11 protein-coding genes and 1 pseudogene are annotated in these 17,018 nt (G+C 72.0%); 5 read left to right on the top strand and 7 right to left on the bottom strand.

Features of this window, described 5'->3' with window-relative positions:
• Positions 1 to 26: 26 nt before the first annotated feature.
• Both M2283_RS35195 and M2283_RS35190 read right to left on the bottom strand, forming a co-directional pair.
• Positions 27 to 4,928, bottom strand: coding sequence for a DNA-binding protein (locus tag M2283_RS35195; protein WP_280880531.1), 4,902 nt, complete (start codon positions 4,926 to 4,928; stop codon positions 27 to 29).
• Positions 4,925 to 5,791: a DUF4132 domain-containing protein gene (locus M2283_RS35190; RefSeq protein WP_280880530.1), complete on the bottom strand. Its 867-nt coding sequence runs from the start codon at positions 5,789 to 5,791 to the stop codon at positions 4,925 to 4,927. Before M2283_RS35190 ends, M2283_RS35195 begins: the two co-directional genes overlap by 4 nt.
• A 296-nt stretch (positions 5,792 to 6,087) precedes the next feature.
• On the opposite strand from M2283_RS35190, the gene M2283_RS35185 reads away from it, so the two are divergent.
• Positions 6,088 to 7,800, top strand: coding sequence for a stealth family protein (locus M2283_RS35185; protein WP_280880529.1), 1,713 nt, complete (start codon positions 6,088 to 6,090; stop codon positions 7,798 to 7,800).
• A 13-nt stretch (positions 7,801 to 7,813) separates the two neighbouring features.
• A complete protein-coding gene (locus M2283_RS35180; protein WP_280880528.1) occupies positions 7,814 to 9,628 on the top strand; it encodes a stealth conserved region 3 domain-containing protein in 1,815 nt (604 codons plus the stop codon).
• Positions 9,629 to 9,676: 48 nt separating this feature from the next.
• Here M2283_RS35180 and M2283_RS35175 read toward each other — a convergent pair whose 3' ends face one another.
• The 3 genes and pseudogenes from M2283_RS35175 to M2283_RS35165 all read right to left on the bottom strand — a co-directional run bounded on the left by M2283_RS35175 (position 9,677) and on the right by M2283_RS35165 (position 12,767).
• Positions 9,677 to 10,906 (bottom strand): PP2C family protein-serine/threonine phosphatase, encoded by a 1,230-nt coding sequence (locus tag M2283_RS35175; protein ID WP_280880527.1) that lies wholly within the window; start codon positions 10,904 to 10,906, stop codon positions 9,677 to 9,679.
• Between the two features lie 162 nt (positions 10,907 to 11,068).
• Positions 11,069 to 11,492 (bottom strand): annotated as a pseudogene (locus tag M2283_RS35170) (hypothetical protein).
• Between the two features lie 54 nt (positions 11,493 to 11,546).
• Entirely contained in the window at positions 11,547 to 12,767 is a 1,221-nt protein-coding gene (locus M2283_RS35165) for a low temperature requirement protein A (protein ID WP_280880526.1), read from the bottom strand.
• Positions 12,768 to 12,942: 175 nt separating this feature from the next.
• Between M2283_RS35165 and M2283_RS35160 the strand changes: the two genes are divergently transcribed.
• The 3 genes from M2283_RS35160 (at position 12,943) to M2283_RS35150 (ending at position 15,473) form a co-directional block, all read left to right on the top strand.
• The gene (locus M2283_RS35160) at positions 12,943 to 13,581 is read left to right on the top strand and encodes an HD domain-containing protein (protein ID WP_280880525.1); all 639 of its coding nucleotides are present in this window, start codon (positions 12,943 to 12,945) and stop codon (positions 13,579 to 13,581) included.
• Between the two features lie 31 nt (positions 13,582 to 13,612).
• A complete protein-coding gene (locus M2283_RS35155; RefSeq protein WP_280880524.1) occupies positions 13,613 to 14,533 on the top strand; it encodes an NADP-dependent oxidoreductase in 921 nt (306 codons plus the stop codon).
• Positions 14,534 to 14,720: 187 nt separating this feature from the next.
• On the top strand, positions 14,721 to 15,473 hold the full coding sequence (locus M2283_RS35150) for a lysozyme (RefSeq protein ID WP_280880594.1): 753 nt from the start codon (positions 14,721 to 14,723) through the stop codon (positions 15,471 to 15,473).
• Positions 15,474 to 15,522: 49 nt separating this feature from the next.
• Here the strand turns inward: M2283_RS35150 and M2283_RS35145 are convergent, their stop codons facing one another.
• Together M2283_RS35145 and M2283_RS35140 are read right to left on the bottom strand one after the other, a co-directional pair.
• A complete protein-coding gene (locus M2283_RS35145) occupies positions 15,523 to 16,203 on the bottom strand; it encodes a class I SAM-dependent methyltransferase (RefSeq protein WP_280880523.1) in 681 nt (226 codons plus the stop codon).
• Between the two features lie 88 nt (positions 16,204 to 16,291).
• Positions 16,292 to 17,017 (bottom strand): hypothetical protein, encoded by a 726-nt coding sequence (locus M2283_RS35140; protein WP_280880522.1) that lies wholly within the window; start codon positions 17,015 to 17,017, stop codon positions 16,292 to 16,294.
• Position 17,018: the final 1 nt, after the last annotated feature.

Here is a 17,018-nt window from a genome sequence, read left to right as displayed (position 1 = left end):
TCGGGCGCCCCCTGGTGCGGCGTACGTCAGCGGCGGCGACCCCGTCGCACCTTCAGCTCCTCGAACCGGGGAGCGCCGCCCTCCCGGACCCGCTGCCAGGCCTTGCGGTACAGGTCCGCGACCGGTTCGGTCGGCACGATCACTCCGAAGGACGCGTGATCGCCGTCGACGGTGTCGAACATCGGCAGCTTCCAGCGCTCCAGGGGAACGCGCGGGGCCGGCTGTTCGGCCCAGCCGCCGGGCAGGAAGAGCGAGCGGCCGGCCCTGGTCCGGGTGGCCTCGACCACGAGGTCGGTGGCGGCCAGTTCGGCGCGGGCCGCCTTGAGGCGGGCCGGCTTCCACCCCGTCCACCGGGCCGTCGTACGGTCGGTCGGGTCGGGCATGGCGAGCAGCATCAGATAGAGCGTGGCCGCGTCCTCGGCGAGTCCGTACTCCTTGGCCGCCTCGATGACCAGGTCGGGCACGGAGTGGCCCGGGTGCTGGGGCCACCAGGTGCCGTCCTTGTCCCGCTCGCCCGCGATCGGCTCGCCCGGGTCGGCGAGGAGGGCGGCGAAACGGGGGTCGCGGACCAGCCGCAGGGCGACCTCGGCCGGGTACGGCTGGTCGTCGACACGGGTCGCGGGCAGGTAGGGGTCCTGGCCGGTGTCGTCGAGGAGGTCGACGCGGACGCCCGGGGCCGGTTGGTCGTCATGAGTGGCGAGGACGACGGCGCCGTAGCGTTCGAATCCCGGTCCGGTCTCGGTGGGGGTGCCCGCCGTCTTCCGGAACGCCGGGAGGCTGATGTAGCGGCCCAGGTCGAGCATGAGCCCGGGGGCGGCGAGCCGTTGGCGCACGGCGGTGAGCGCGGGTGGCAGTGCGGCGCGGATCGGGTCGCCGGCAGGCAGTCGGTGGGCGAGCCAGGCGGCGAGGCCGACCGAGCCGACCAGGGTCTGCGTGGAGAACCCGGCCGTGTCGTCGCCGACGGGCCGCACCCGGTCGCCGTTGACGGCCCACTTCAGGTCCCGGCTCAGTTCTGGGGCGTGGGTCGGGTCCAGCAGGGCGGGCAGGGCCTTCCGTACCGTCCACGGCGCGTGCTTGAGGGCGCGGACGGCGTCGCCGAGCAGGTCCTCGGGGATGGCGGGGCGCTTGCCGAGCCTGCTGTTCCACACGGCGGCGGCAGCGGCCACGTCCGGGCCCTCGGTCCACAGACCGGCCGGGTCGGCGGGCAGCAGCGCGGCCACGACCGCGGCGCGGACGGCGGCGTCGACGCCGCGCAGTTCGTGCTTGGCGAGTGCCGCCGGGGCGACCTTCACGCCGATGAGGTTGCGTGCCTCGGTGGTGAGGAAAGTCCGCTCGTAGGCGTCGACGCCCGGCAGCCCGGCGACGACGAGCCGGGCCATGGTCTCGGTGACGCCGGTGAGGCGGGCGAACTCCTCGGCGGCGTGCGGGAACCACGGTGCCGCACCGCGCTCGGCGAGTTCGGCGAGGAAGGAGCCGAGCCGGCCCGGGTGTTCGTCGTGGCCGATCGGGTCGCAGGACAGAACCTTGTAGGGCTCCGGAATGGCGAACCGTCCTGTCGGATCGTGGAAGAGGCCGGCGAAGTCGCAGCCGTCATCATCCAGCGACCCGTGTCCGGTCACCGCGACGAAGGCGCCGTCCGCCAGCGGCAACAGCCCGTTCCACGAGCCGTCCCGCCAGCCGCCCGAGACGATGCGCAGCCGATGCGCGTCCAGATGCAGGGCCACCTTGCGCCAGCGGCCGGTCGTACCTCCCTGGCCCAGCCCCAGCCGGTCGAATCCGGCGAGCAGTTGCCGCAGTGCCTCGCGGTGCTCGTCGGCCGTGGTGCCGGCGGCCGCCCGGAAGGCGAGAGCCGCTGTCCGGTCGAGCAGGGTGTGCAACTCGGGCTGACCGCTGGGCAGTTCGGTACCGTCGAGGTGGAGCCGGCCATCGAGCGGTTCCGGCACGGCGACGGTGACGTCGGCGGCACGGGTCAGCACCCGCAGGGCGCGGAAGACGCTGTCGGCCCCGTCGTCCCGGCTCCACCAGTAGCCGTTCGACGTACCGAGACCGCTCATCGCGTCGCGGATCAGGCTGTCGGAGGGTCCGGCCGGGCCCTCGTCCTCCAGGCCGCCTTCCAGTGCGCGGGTCAGTCGGGTCGCCGCCGCGTCCAGGACGGCCTGTTGGGCCGCCGCGTAGCGCACGACCCCGGCGATGCCCGCGAGCAGGGCGGGGTGGGTGACGGGCAGCAGGGTGCGGATCGCGCCGGGCAGCGCCTCCTGGTCCTTGTCGGTGGCGGCCGACAGAAGGGCTGCCGCGGTGTCGTGGTCGATGCTGCGCAGTCCCGCGGAGCCCGCCGGGTCGCGCGGGGTCAGGCACTCCCAGTACTGCACCGGCGGCAGCAGCAGGGTGCCCTCGCCGAAGACGCCCGCCGTGCGGTCGGTCTTGGCCCAGGCGGTGACGACGCCGTCCGCGTCGACCAGGTCGAGCTGCCAGCCGTTGCGTACGACCGCGGTGGGCCGCTGCGCGCCCGGGAACAGCACCAGCGTGTACGGCCGGCCCGCCTCGGCGGGCAGCGTGAGGGTGTGTCCGGCGAGATCCTCGACCCGCGTGGAACCGTCGGGGAGTTGCAGCCTGCGCAGGCCGACGAGGCCGTCGACGGGAGCGGAGGCAGGGGCGGCGCCGGACGTGGGGGAGGGGCGCAGTCGGGCGCCCGCGAAGGTGCTGCCCACGGGGGCGTCGCGCAGCGCGTCGGCGAGGAAGGCGGGCCGGCTCATGCGTCCGAGTTCATCGGTGGCCGGATCGTACTCGTACCAGCCGTTCGCCTCGCGGTCCTCGGAGCCCGCGTGCCAAACCCAGTAGGAGGAGCCGTCGAAGAGCAGCGCGCGCTCCTCGGGCACGGTGGTGTCCCCGGCGTGCACAACGCTGTGGCCGGTGGTCCGGCCGCCACCGGGCAACGGCAGGGTGATGGGGAAGTCGCCCTTGTACCAGTCCATTTCGGTGCCGCGGGTACCGCGCGGCCCTTCCAGGTTCTCGACGCGGTCGGCACGGGTGTGCCAGTAGCCGCGCAGGCCGTCGTCGCGGGTGTTCCAGTAGACGAGGAGTTCGCCGTCGACGTGGTGGAAGCCGGGGTCGCCGGACCGGTCGCCCGCGGGGATGCGCAGGTCGTGGGTGAGCACGGTGCCCTCGGCGCCGATCACGCGGGCCTGGGCCTCGCCGGCCACCACGAGGTGGGGCCAGGCGTCGGCGACGATCAGGTCCTCCACCTGGTTCTTCGGGACGAGGTCGGCCGCCGCCTGCTCCCAGGCGGGCCAGCCGAGTTCGTCGAAGAGGCCGGCCCGCAGGGTGCGTACCAGCACGGGGGCGAGGTCGGTGGCGACCGCCTCGCGTACGTCCGCCTCGGCCAGCGCCAGGGCCTCGGCGGGCAGCCACTTCAACCGGGCCAGCGCGTCGGGCAGTTGAGGCAGCCCGACGGCGGTGAACCGCTCGACGACCGTACGCACCCACCGGGCCAGCAGCGGACGGCAGCCGGGCGACTCCGCCAGCAGCCGGATGGCCCGCAGTCCGTGGTCGTCGTCGCGGAACCGGTCCGCGCCCTTCAGGAAGGCGTCGTGGAAGCGGGCGTCGGCGCCCAGGCGCATCAGGTCCCGGTGTCCGTCGCCCAGCGCCCACTGCGTCAGCGGCAGCGCGTCGTCCCGCTCCGGAGCGGCTACCGGTATGTCCAGCGACAGCAGCAGGTCGATCAGATCGATGTCGTGCCTGACCTTCAACGCGCCGCCGGACGCGGCGAGTTCGGCCCGCAGCCGGTCCACCAACCGCTCGACGAGCGGGTACAGCTCCGCCATCCGGGTCGAGCCGCGCCAGGACCGGGCCCGCTCCCGGAAGGTGAGGAAGCGCTCCAGCCAACCTGCCGTGCCGTCCCGCGGACGCTCCTCCTCGGGCAGCGAGGCGTCCCACAGCCCCGCCGTGGCGCCGGAGTCCTCCAGCACCTGGAGCCACAGCGCGGGCATCTCGTCGTCGGAGCCCGCGGGGAGCATGTCCAGCAGGGTGCCGCGTACCCGCCGCTCGCGCGCGGCCAGCGCCACGAGCGCGCTGCGGTGGCCCTTCCACCAGCCGGCCGCGGCACGCAGGGTGGCCGGCAGACCGAGCAGCTCGGACAGGTAGTGCTGCTCGGCGAGTTCGGCGTCCTGCCCTGCTGCGCGGGCCAGCTTGCGCAGGTCGCCCGCCATCTGGGCGGACGGCGGCAGACCGCCCGCGGTGCGGCGCAGACACAGCCGGGTGAAGCGGCGCAGCGCCTCCTCGGCCGGCACCCGGGCGGCCAGCTCCCTGCCGTAGGCGGACAGCACCTTCACCGGCAGCGCGCCCGCCAGGGCGAACTCCAGGAAGACCGCGTCGAGGCGGTCCTCCTCGATGGCGAGCCCGTGCTCCGCCTCGGCCTTGCGGGCCCGGGTGAACAACTGCGCCGCGTAGGTGGCGTTCTCCTCGGCGAGGAACACCCGGGCCGCCTGCTCGTAGAAGGTCGGCAGGAAGTGCGGGACGGAGGCCGCCAGCCGCGAGCCGAGCTCCACGTAGGCGTCCATGGCGGCCTTGGGCCGGGACTTCGCCTGTCGGGCAGCCCGCTCCAGGTCCGGTACGACGCCGAGCGCGTGGTGGCCGTCCTCGGGGTGGTGCACCAGCACCCACTCCGGAAAGCCCAGCGACTGACGCAGCCCCAGGCCCACCACGGCCGGTTCGGCGTCCTGCTCCAGGCCGAGGAAACCGGCGGCCAGGTCCTCCGCGGCGCCCAGTTCACCGGCGACCAGCCGTACCACCACCCGGTCGTCGAGGCCCGGGTGCCGGTAGGTGCGCGCCGTCAGCGGTACCGCCCGCTCACCTGCGCCCTCCGTGTCCGGCGGCAGCACCGCGCCCGCCGCGAGCATGTCCTCGTACGACACCTGCGTCCCCCCGCTCATGCGTTCTTGCCCTCCTCGATGTCACGGCCGGCGTACAGCGCCGCGGCCATCCGCATCCCCTCCGACCAGGCCACCGGGCCCACCTCGCGAAACGGCAGGGCTCGGCCGTCCTGGTCCTGCCAGGTGAGGCCGCCGGTCTCCACCGTGTCCTCCCAGTACGGCTCCCCGATCCACACCGAGGCCTCGACGACCCGCCCGCCGTCGCGCACCCGGGCCGTGGAGTAGCCGCCGGAGACGCGGTAGCCCAGCGAACTGGCGCGGGCGGCGAGCGCGAAGCGGGAGCGGAACGAGCCGCCGGCGAACTCCCGTACCTCGGTGGCCTTGGGGGCCAGCTGTTCGGGGCGCTGCCAGGTCGCCCGGTGGATCTGCTCGACGCGCTGGACGATGCCCAGCTCCGCCGCGAACTCCCGGATGTCGTCGAGGTCCGGCAGCAGCACGGGGTGCGGCAGGGTCACTGTGCGCGGGGACAGCCGTACCGTCTCGCCGTCGAGGTTCACCACCCGCAGTTCGCCGTCCTCGGTGGTGCCCCGCAGGAAGCCGACCTCGTCGGGGTCGTCGCCGACCACGGCCAGGTCGCGCAGGGCCGACTGCCAGGCCTCGTCCGGCCACACGCGGGCCAGCAGACCGGTGGGGACGGGCAGCGACGACACCATCCAGGAGTCGACCTGTGCGACGCACCCCGCGGCGTGCCGATCCAGCCATTCGGCGAACCGCCGCAGCCGGTCCACCTCGGGGTGGTCCTTGAGCGCGCGCGGCAGGGACTTCAACTGCCGCCCCGCTGCCCGGCCCGTGGTGGCACGCGCCGCCACCCGCCCCTCCACCAGGGCGACTTCATACCCGTCACCCGCCGACAGCCAACCCACGATGCCCCCGCCTCCACATCAAGACAGCCAGAAGAAAGCACAGTTCGGCCGGGCTGTCCCGGCGTCTGCGCGACGACAAGCGGAACGTTAGCGGCGATCACTGACAATCGGCCGGGGAGTCTGTGGACGGGCTACGAGGAGCCGCCGCAGCCGGACATACCACATCAAGTAATGACCCGGCTGTGGAGGTCACTTCGAACGAGTTAAATCTCAGAGAATTCTTCTACAACCATTCGTCACGCGTGTCTGTCTGGCTAGCGAGAGTGTGCCGAGGTTCGTGAAGAGGAGTTCAGAACGTGACCGTGCGTTCCTTTGCCCGGCGGATGCGACCGCGAGTGGAGCGGAAGACCGCCGAGGGGTTGTGGCAGCTGCGTACGATGCGAAGGCGCCGCAGATCGGCGGTCACGGACCCGGCGCTGCGCCCGGTGACGGTACGCGGCCAGCATCTGTACGGGCGGATCGTGACGCGGTTCAGCGCAGCCGAGGCGGCCGCCGCCAACCTGGATCTGGTCGTCGCCGCGCTGGAGCAGGAAGGCATCGGCTACTTCCTCGTGCCGGCCTCCCGCACCCGGCACACGGTCGGGATGAACGCCGTCGACCGGGAGCGCTTCCTCGCCGCCTTCGAGGCGCGGAACGCGGACCAGGCGGTGTTCATCGGCCGTCCCATGCCCGGCGGCAAGCTCAAGCACCCCGCCCTGCTCCTGGACGGTGTCCTGCCGGCCCCCCTGCGCACGGCGCCCACGCTGCGGATCGGGCAGAACCACCTCGGCCCCGCCGGCCAGCTGCTCGGCGGCCCGGAACTCGCCTGTGACGTCGAGTTCTGGGAGGACGGCGCGGAGGTCCTGGCCCGTGAGGACGGGGAGCGGCGCCTGGCGAAGGTCCAGCCGCAGGCGTCCGAGGACGTCTTCGCCGAGTCCCTCGTCGCGCCCCGCACCAACGACATCGCCGACGTACTGCCGGCGTCCGAGCAGACACCGGCCACGCTGCGGATCGCCGACCGTGAGCTGCCGACCTTCACCCCGCTCACCCTGCCGACCGTGAACGACGTGACCTTCCCCGTCGACATCGTCTACACCTGGGTGGACGGCGAGGAGCCCGAGATGCGGGCCAAGCGGGCCCGCCACCAGGGCCTCGGCACCGCCGAGATCCTCGACAAGGAGACCAACGCCTCCCGCTACACCAGCCATGACGAGCTGAAGTACTCGCTGCGCTCACTCGCGATGTACGCCGACTTCGTCCGGCACGTCTACATCGTGACCGACGGGCAGAAGCCCCACTGGCTCGACGACACGGCACCGGGGATCACGGTCGTGGACCACCGCGACATCTTCCCGCCCGACGTGCTGCCGGTGTTCAACTCGCACGCGATCGAGACCCGGCTGCACCACATCCCGGGCCTGTCGGAGCACTACCTGTACTTCAACGACGACGTGTTCGTCGGCCGCCGGGTGAGCGCCGAGGCCTTCTTCCACGGCAGCGGCCTGATGAAGATCCCGGTCTCGCCCCTGAAGATCGGCATCGGCAAGCCGCACGCCGAGGAGACGGCCACCAACTCCGCGAGCAAGAACGTCCGCCGGCTGCTGCTGGAGAAGTTCAGCCGCATGACGACCAACAACTTCATGCACACCCCGCTGCCCCAGCAGCGCGAGACGCTGCGCACCCTCGAGGAACTCTTCGCCGAGGACATCCGCCGCACCACGGCGTCCCGCTTCCGCTCGCCGCAGGACATCGCCATGACGGCCCCGCTGCTCTACCAGTACGCGCTGATGACCGGACGCGGCGTGCCGGGCAGGTTCAGCTTCCGGTACGTCAACATCAGCCGTCCCGACGCCGAAGCCCGACTGGCCGAGCTGAGCCGTAGCCGCCGCTTCGACTTCTTCTGCCTCAACGACGTCGACGTGCCGCCGGAGGAGCGGGAGCAGGTCGGCACCCGGATGAACGAGTTCCTGGAGGACTACTTCCCCTTCCCGAGCCCCTTCGAGAAGCAGTCCGTCGAGAAGCAGAGCTGAAGGGGGTACGCCCATGGATCTCCGCCGCCGTTTCGTGGCGCTCGCGGGCATGCGCGCCGTCCGGGACCTTCTCCTGCGCCTCGGCCTGCGGGTGTCGGCCTGGTTCTGGGCGCTGCGCGCGGCCCGGGCCCGCCGGCGCCTGCGGGCCGCCGTCCCCGGCCTGCGCCCGATCGTCCGCGGGCCCATTCGGCTGTACGGCCAGACGGTCGCCGGCTACACCGCCGCCGAGGCCGCCGAAACAGATCTGGAGCGGGTGTGCGGCCTGCTGGAGGCGGCCGGTGTCCCGTACTTCCACATCCCCGCGGGTCAGGGGGGCGGCGAGCGGCCGGTGATCGGCGTCGAGGCCGGCCACCGCGCCACGGTGCTCGCCCAGGCCACGCGCCGTTTCGCCGGCAGCGTCGCCTACGTCGGCGCCGTCGACCCGCAGGGCACCGTGACACGCGCGGTGCTGTGGGCCGACGGCAAGCTGCCGCGGGCGCTGAGGCGAGCCCCCGTGCTGCGCACCGGAGTGATCCGCCTGGGCCCCGAGGGACAGGTGCTCACCGCTCTCGACACCGGATGCGACATCGAGTTCTGGCAGTACGGCCGGGACCTGCCCGCGGCCCGGAAGCCGGACCCGGTGTGGCTGACCGTCCCCGGCACCCGGCTCGGCGAGGTCTACGGCACGGCGCTCGTCGCTCCGCGCCGCAACCCCGTCTCGGAGGTCGTCCCGACGACGGCGCAACAGCCCGCCGCGGTGGCGAACCGCCGTCACAACGTGCCGACCTTCGCCGCTTTCGCCGAGCCGGGCATCGACGAGGTGCGCTTCGCGATCGACGCCGTGTACACGTGGGTCGACGGCGACGACCCGGTGATGGCCGCGAAGCGGCGCGCCCATCAGGACCTCGACCGCGGCGGCATCGCACCGCGCGAGACGGGCGCCTCCCGCTACACCAGCCATGACGAACTGAAGTACGCGCTGCGCTCGTTGGAGATGTACGCCGGTTTCGTCCGGCACGTCTACCTCGTGACCGACTCGCAGATCCCCGCCTGGCTGAACCCGGAGGCGGAGGGCCTGACGGTGATCGACCACCGGGACATCCTCCCGCCCGACGCGCTCCCGGTCTTCAACTCGCATGCGATCGAGAGCCGGTTGCATCACATTCCGGGCCTGTCGGAGCACTACCTGTACCTCAACGACGACGTCTTCATCAATCGCTCGGTACGGGCCGAGACCTTCTTCCACGGGAACGGCATCGCCCGCATCCCCCTGTCGCCGCTGAAGCTCGGCGTCGGCGCCCCGCACCCTCTGGAGCCGGCCCCCAACTCCGCGGGCAAGAACGCCCGTGAGGTCATCAGGCGCTTCCACGGCCGACAGGTCACCCACAAGTCGCTGCACACCCCGCACCCCCAACTGCTGTCCGTCATGCGGGAGATGGAGAACTCCGGGATCGAGGAGCTGGAGCGGACCTCCTACTCGCGCTTCCGCTCCACCGCCGACGTCGCGCCCGCGTCCACGCTGCACCACCACTGGGCCATCGCGACCGGCAGGGCGGTCCCGGCCGACTACCGCTTCCGCTATGTGGAGTTGGGAACACCGGACATGCAACGGCGCCTGACTCGTCTCGCGGAGGGCGACGACGTCGACTTCTTCTGCCTCAACGACGTCGACACCGCCCCGGCCGCCAGGGCGCGGGCGCAGGCCGCCATCCACGCCCTCCTGGAGTGGAAGTACCCCTTCCCGAGCCGCTTCGAAGGAGCACCCCGCCCGACTCCGGTCGCTCTGATCCCGCAGCCGACGCGGATGCCACGCCAAGTGGCCTGCCAGGACGTACAGCACCAGGACTGACACCCCGGGCCCAACAGATAGAGGATCGCCCGGAGTCGGGCGATGCCGTCACAGGCGCAGGACGACCAGAGCCGTGTCGTCGGTGTTGCCCTCGGCGGGGAGCAGGTCGGCGAGCAGGGCGTCGGCCAGGCGCTCGGGTTCCGCGTGCCGGTGGCGGGCGAGGGAGTCGGCGAGGCGGGCCAGACCGCGGTCGATGTCCTCCGTACGGCGCTCGATCAGTCCGTCGGTGTACAGCACGAGGGCGGCGCCCTCGGCGAAGGGGATGCTCGTCTCCGGCCGGCCGACATGCTCGGGGCGGGCGCCCAGGGGCGGGTCGGTGGCCCGGTCGAGGAAGGTCACCGTGCCGTCGGGGTCGAGCAGGGCCGGGGGAGGGTGGCCCGCGCAGCTGTAGGTGATGGTGTGGTCGTCCCAGTCGACGAACGTCGTCACCGCGGTGGCCGACTCGGCGCCCTCGACGAAACGGGCGTACAGACCGAGGGCCTCCAGGGCGGAGCCCGGCCCGTCGGCGACCCGGCAGGCCGCGCTCAGGGCGCTGCGCAGCTGGCCCATGGCGCAGGCGGCCGCCAGACCGTGCCCCACGACGTCACCGACGGCGACCGCCATGCCGCCGTCGGGCAGGTCGACCAGGTCGTACCAGTCGCCGCAGACGTTCAGGGCGCCGACGGCGGGCCGGTAGCGGACGGCCGCCCGGTGGTGGCCGCCCGGTCGCGGCGGGGGCAGCATCGCCGCCTGCAGGGTCAGGGCCACCTCGCGCTCATGGGCGTGCGCCCTGCGCAGCCGCTCGTTGACCTCCTGCAGCTCACGTGCCCGGGTGTACAGCTCGGCCTCCAGGACCCGGGCCCGTCGGTCGTCGGACCGGCCGCCGAAGGCCCGGATGAACTCGGTGACCTCCTCCACCCGGTGGACGAGCAGCATCACCTCCCCGTCCGGGCCGCGGACGGGTGCGTTGACCGGGCTCCAGAAGTGCTCCACCCACTGGCCGGGCCGCTGGGGGTCCTCGATGTCGTAGCGAAGCAGAGCCATGGTGTCGCGCTCGCCGGTGGCCACCGCGCGCAGCATCGACTCCCGGGTCTCGCGCATGCCGGCCGCCGCCGGGTCCTTGGGGTTCTCGGGGAAGATGTCGAAGATGTAGCGCCCGACCAGCTCCTCGCGGGTACGGCCCGACAAGCGCTCGAAGTCCTCGTTGGCGTCGACGTAGACCAGCTCGGGGGTGAGCAGTGCCACCATGCCGGGCAGGGCGCGGAAGACCGCCGCATAGTCGATCTCCGGATCCTGCATGGCCTGCCCGCCTCGACGCCGAGGGTCACTGTGTCGTTCCACGATAGGAGGGAACCGGCCATCAGGCCCGGAAACTGCTCTCACCGGGTCCGACGAGCAGCGACGATGCCGCAGGCCGTCACCCGACCGAGTGGCCCGCCCACGGTAGAGCAGTGACGCCGATCAGGGGCCGGCTTCCGTCGAACCGCCGACGCCCGGTGTGACCCGGCGGTAGGCGGCCCGGGCGTGCAGGAGGCGGGTGAGCGCCGTGCCCACCAGGGCGGCGGTGAACAGACAGGCGAGCCAGAACGCGTCGCGGTGTCCGGCCCAGGTGAGGGTACCGGCGGGCGGGACGGCGAAGCCGTTGAGGAACAGCCAGCACAGCACAGCGGTGCCGGGGGCCGCTGTGAAGCGGGCGCACACGCCGAGCAGTACCGAGCACGGACAGCGCGACCAGCGCCAGCGAGGGCCGACCAGGACCCACCAGCGTATTGAGCAACGCCACCAGCACCAACGCGCCGACGGCCGCCGCGGCCCAGACCAGCGGCGTGGCCACGGGCGGTGGGACGGGCCGCGCTCCGGTACGGACAGGCACCCAATCGATCATGCCTGGGACTCCTTGAAGACGGCGGAACGAGACAGGACGTCGAACAGCGGCAGCTCAGGCTCCGGTGTTTGCTGCCTGCTTCGACGGCTTCGTCGATTGTCGCTCGTAGAGCATCGGCCACACGGCGACGAGGACGAGCAGCCAGACCACGGTCACGGTGCGCAGGTGGGCGCCGAACGCCGCCAGCAGCAGGGGCAGTACGCAGCATGGCACGGCGACGGACAGCAACCACCGCCGTTCTCGGCCGACTTGGCCCAGCCAGGCGAGTCCGCTGAGCAGGAAGTACCCGGCCAGCGACGAGCACAGCAGCCAGCGGGTCGCGTCCGGCAGCGTCTCCAGGTGTTCGGCGGCCGCTCCCAGCGCGGCGGCCAGAGCGGCGAGGCAGCCGGAGACGAAACAGTGCAGGGGCAGCGCCGCCCGGGCGGGCAACACCCCTGCCGCCAGGTGCGGTACGCCCGCGTAGCCGTGCCGGAAGGACAGCGCCCACAACGTGGCCAGCAGAAAGAACGACGCGACGGCGAGCGCGTACAGCTTCCTGTCCCACTCCGCGTCGGACGTGGCCTCGACCACCTGGGCGACGCCCTCGCCCAGCACGATGATGACGAAGAGCCCGAGCCGTTCGCTCAGGTGCTCCGTCTGCGACCGCGCGAGCGACGCGACCCCCTCGGAGCCGCGCCGGGCAGGCCGGTTGCCGAGGCGCTCCCGTGCCTCCCGGTGCTCGACGATGTCGCGCGCGGAGACCGCGAACGTGACGTACAGATCGAGGGCGATACCGAGGGCCCAGAGCCAGTAGCGGGTCGGGTCGTGCGCCCAGAGGGAGACGATCCACGGGACCACGCCGAGCGACATCTGGGCGGCCGGCCAGTCGACGAGGATCTGCCGGCGGTGCTGCCAGGCCCGGTTCGCCATACCCCGGATCAGGATGTACGCCAGGGCGAACACGCGCGCGTGCTGGTCGTCCCCCTCGTGCACCCCCGATACCGCGGCGGCCATGACGGCCATGCCGAACATCGCGGCCAGCACCGTACGGACGTGGGTGTTCTCGTAGGCGACGTTCGCGTACAGGGTGAAGCAGATCCACGCCGTCCAGAAGGCCAGGAACAGCAGTGCGTACAGGCCGAGGTCGGACACGTCCGGGACGCCGTGCAGCAGGTGCGCGATCTGGGCCACGCCCGCCACGGCGACCAGGTCGAAGAACAGTTCCAGCCAACTGGCGTGCCGGTTCTCCTCGTTGGTCGGTTGCGGGGCCGTTGCGGTCGTCTCGTCATCGCTCACGCGACCACCATGCCCTGTCGACGATCACCTCGTCCTTCGGTTCGCCCATCGCCGGATGTCCGGATCCGAGGGGTTCATGGCCGGACCGGAGAGGCGCCGAAGGCCGTGCGGTGGGCATTCTGGTGGAAGGACGCACGGTCCCCTCCGTGCACATCACCCGGAAAGCGCGAGCATCATGACCGAAATGATCGCCGGAGTGGACATTCCGCGGACCGCAGCCGTGACGGAGGCAACGGAGATTCTCCGTGGAATGACCGGCCCGCTTCTCTTTCATCATTCCCGGCGGGTATTCCTCTTCGGCAGTCTGCATGCGAGGCGACTCGGCCTTCAGCCGGATCCGGAGCTGCTGTACGTCGCGGCCATGTTTCACGACACCGGCCTGGTGACCCCGTTCTCCGGGACGGAGCAGCGCTTCGAGGTCGATGGCGCCGATCACGCACACGCGTTCCTGCTCGGCCGCGGGTTCTCGAAAGCCGCCGCCGACGTGGTGTGGTCGGCGATCGCGCTGCACACGACACCAGGGATCCCGGGCCGGATGGGCCCGGAGACGGCCGCCACGAACCAGGGCGTGCTGACGGACGCCGTCGGCTGGGGTCTGGACGGGCTGGACGGCGACGCGGTGGAGGAGATCCTCGCCGCCCACCCGCGCGGAGAATTCAAGAAGGAATTCCTTCAGGCATTCGTCGACGGCCTCAAGAATCGTCCGGACACCACCTATGGAACTGTCAATGCGGATGTGCTGGAACACTTCGTTCCCGGTTTCCGGCGCGCCAGTATGGTCGAACGCATCACCGACGCACCCTGGCCGAGCTGACTCGTAGAAACCCTGGAGGGAGACACCGTCCATGCAAGCCATCACCGCCCAGGACCGCGACACCGGCGCCACCGGGCTGACCCTCACCGACCTGCCGTATCCCCATGCCGCCGAGAACGACGTCGTCGTCCGTGTGCATGCGGCGGGATTCACCCGGGGCGAGCTCGACTGGCCCGGATCCTGGTCGGACCGCGCCGGCCGGGACCGCACTCCCACTGTGCCCGGACACGAGGTCTCCGGCGTCGTGGCGGAACTCGGATACGGCACCACGGGCCTCACCGTCGGGCAGCGGGTCTTCGGACCGACCGACTGGACCCGCAACGGCACACTGGCCGAGTACGTCGCCGTGGAGGCCCGCAACCTGGCCCCGCTCCCGGCGGACATCGACCACACGGTGGCGGCCGCGCTGCCCATCTCCGGACTCACCGCCTGGCAGGGCCTGTTCGACCACGCACGGATCACCACCGGCCAGAGCATCGTCGTCCACGGCGCCGCGGGCAGCGTCGGCTCGATCGCGGTACAGCTCGCACGGGAAGCGGGCGCCCACGTGATCGGCACCGGCCGGGCATCCGACCGGGACACCGTGCTGGCCCTGGGCGCGCACGCCTTCCTCGACCTCGACACCGAACAGTGGCAGCAGGCGGGAGAGGTCGATGTGGTGTTCGACGTGATCGGCGGCGACATCCTCGACCGGTCCGCCGCACTGGTCCGCGCCGGCGGCACCCTCGTCACCATCGCAGCGCCGCCCAAGGTCCGCCCCAAGGACGGGCAGGCCCTCTTCTTCGTCGTCGAACCCGACCGCGCGCGCCTCGCGGACCTCGCCCAGCGGGTCAGGGACGGCCGGCTCAGCGTGCGGATCGGCGAAGTGCGGCCGCTGGCCGAGGCGGCGGCCGCCTTCGCCCCGCAACGGCGGATCGCCGGCAGGACGATCATTCGCGTCGTCGAGGAGTGAAAGGCCTTCCCGACGGGCCCCGGAATCGACGTTCGCCCGCGCCGCAAGGAAGTTCCTCGTCGGCGGTACATGACGTGCGGCGCGGCATGACTCGGGGTCGGATGGGGGCGTGCAGAGATCCATAACATCGCGGTACTACCGCGCACGCATACGTCCGATCGGACTGCTGTCCGGCCTCCTTCTCATCATGGCCGCGGCGCCCGCTGCGACCGAACCCGCACCCGCGCGCGGCAACGCCTACATGGGCATCGGGGTCATGGCCCACGAACGAACCAGCGGCACGCCCGAGGCGATACCCCCGGACACACGAGCCGTGTGGACGGAGGGCGTCGACGTCTCCAGCCACCAGCGTGACGTCGCCTGGTCCACCCTGTGGAGCAGCGGCACCAGATGGGCCTACACGAAGGCCACCGAAGGAACCTCCTACCAGAACCCGTACTTCGCCCAGCAGTACGGCGGCGCCTACGGCGTCGGCATGGTCCGCGGGGCCTACCACTTCGCCACGCCGGACTCCGGCAGCGGCACCGCACAGGCGGACTACTTCGTCGACCACGGCGGGGGCTGGTCCGGCGACGGCCGGACGCTGCCCGGCGTCCTCGACATCGAGTGGAACCCCTACGGTGCCGCCTGTTACGGCAAGTCCACGAGCGGCATGGTCACCTGGATCCGCGACTTCCTGAACCGCTACAAGGCCCGCACCGGCCGCGCCGCCGTCATCTACACGTCCACGTCCTGGTGGACCGACTGCACCGGCGGCTACGGCGGCTTCGGCACCACCAACCCCCTGTGGGTCGCCCGGTACGCCTCATCGGTGGGGGCGCTTCCGGCGGGCTGGTCGCAGTACACGATGTGGCAGTACACGTCGTCCGGGGCGACGGTCGGCGACCACGACAGGTTCAACGGATCCCCGGACGCGGTACGGGAGTTCGCCGTCGGGTGAGACCTCCGCTCACGCCATCGACTTCATCGACAGGCGGTGGCGGCGGTCCTCAGCGCAGCCGTCGCGCACGCAGCACGAGGTCGTCCGTGTGGTGGGCCCCGGCGCCGCCCTCGGGTGACACGCGCGGCCGCTGCTCGTCCACTTCGACCTCCCAGTCGTCGTCGAGCAGCGCGGCGACCATGGCGGGCCAGACGTAGTCGGCCGGGTCGAAGCCGCTGTCGTCCGGCTGGTGGGTGTCCATTCCCGCGTGGTGCACGAGCAGCAGCACACCGCCCGGTGCGACGGCGGCCAGGAGCGCGCGCTCCGACGCGGCGTCAGGGGTACGCAACAGGGCCGGGTACTGGGCGGAGACCAGGTCGAAGGAGGCCGGCGGGAGCGCCGCGTCCGTCAGCGCGGCGTGGATCCAGCGCACGGGGACGTCCGCGTCCCGGGCGTGCCCGACCGCACGCTCCAGGGCCACCCCCGAGACTTCGAGTGCGGTCACGTCCCATCCGCCGCGCGCGAGCCAGACGGCATCCGCGCCCTCGCCGCAGCCGACGTCGAGCACCCGGCCGGGTGCGAGAGAGGCGACCTCGGCCACGAGCGCGCCGTTGGGCCGTCCGCTCCACAGCTGCTGGCGGTCGGCGTAGCGGGTGTCCCATTCCGCGCGCAGCGCGGGGTCTCCGGCGTAGGTGCCGGCGGGCGAGGGGGCGTCGACAGCAGGCGGTTCCGCGGCGATGTTGTCAGTCATGCGCCTACCGTCGGCCATGACGTCTCCGGGACACCACTCCTGTTGCCGTTACCGCAAATAGGCGTCGGCCGAGCAGCACCGGCACGAGTCACCACCCGCCCACGCTCGCCAGTTCCTTGCCGTCGGCGCCGTACACGCGGAAGACGGGACCGTCCAACTTCCTGGGGCTCTGGGTCCTTTGGCCGGGGTCCTCGGGTGCGCTGACGGCGTACGTGCTCACGTAGGCGGGCCGTCCGGCCAGGCGCACGATGGGGAGGACGGTGGTCCGGCCGTCCTCCGTCATGGTGATCCGGGCCGCGGGAACCTTGCCGGTGTAGGCGAGGATGTGCACCACGCCCTGGGGGAGGGGGTACGAGTTCTCGGTCACCGGCACGGTGCCGGGCTGGTTGACGTCGAGGTCGCCGACGCAGATGGGTTGCTCGTCACCGGACTGTGCGTCGCACACTTCGGTCGGCTTCAGCAGGTACCAGACGCCGAGCCCGGCCTGGACCCGCTGCCCTTGACGGACGATCCGCACCTCCGAGTCACTGCGCGGCGTCTCGCGCCCCGCCGAGGGGCTCGCGGGCTGTGGGTCCGCGCCGGTGACGGTGTGCGAGGCGGCGGGCGCCGACAGGGACACGACCTCGACGCCCACGGGTACCAGAAGTGCCGCGCTGAGGCCGACCGCCGCCCACCTGCGCCGTCGCTTGATGGCCTCGCTGCGGCGCATGATCCGCTCGATGGGGAACGTCGTGGGCGTGCAGCCGTGTGCGGCCTCGTCGAGTGCCTGCCACAGTTCGGGTACCGGCGGCCGCGGTGACATGTCGGTCGTCATG

The sequence above is a fragment of the Streptomyces pseudovenezuelae genome, assembly GCF_029892565.1.
Taxonomy (GTDB): domain Bacteria; phylum Actinomycetota; class Actinomycetes; order Streptomycetales; family Streptomycetaceae; genus Streptomyces; species Streptomyces pseudovenezuelae_A.
The sequence above is the reverse complement of the archived record's forward strand: the minus strand, read 5'-3'. Positions and strand labels throughout refer to the sequence as shown.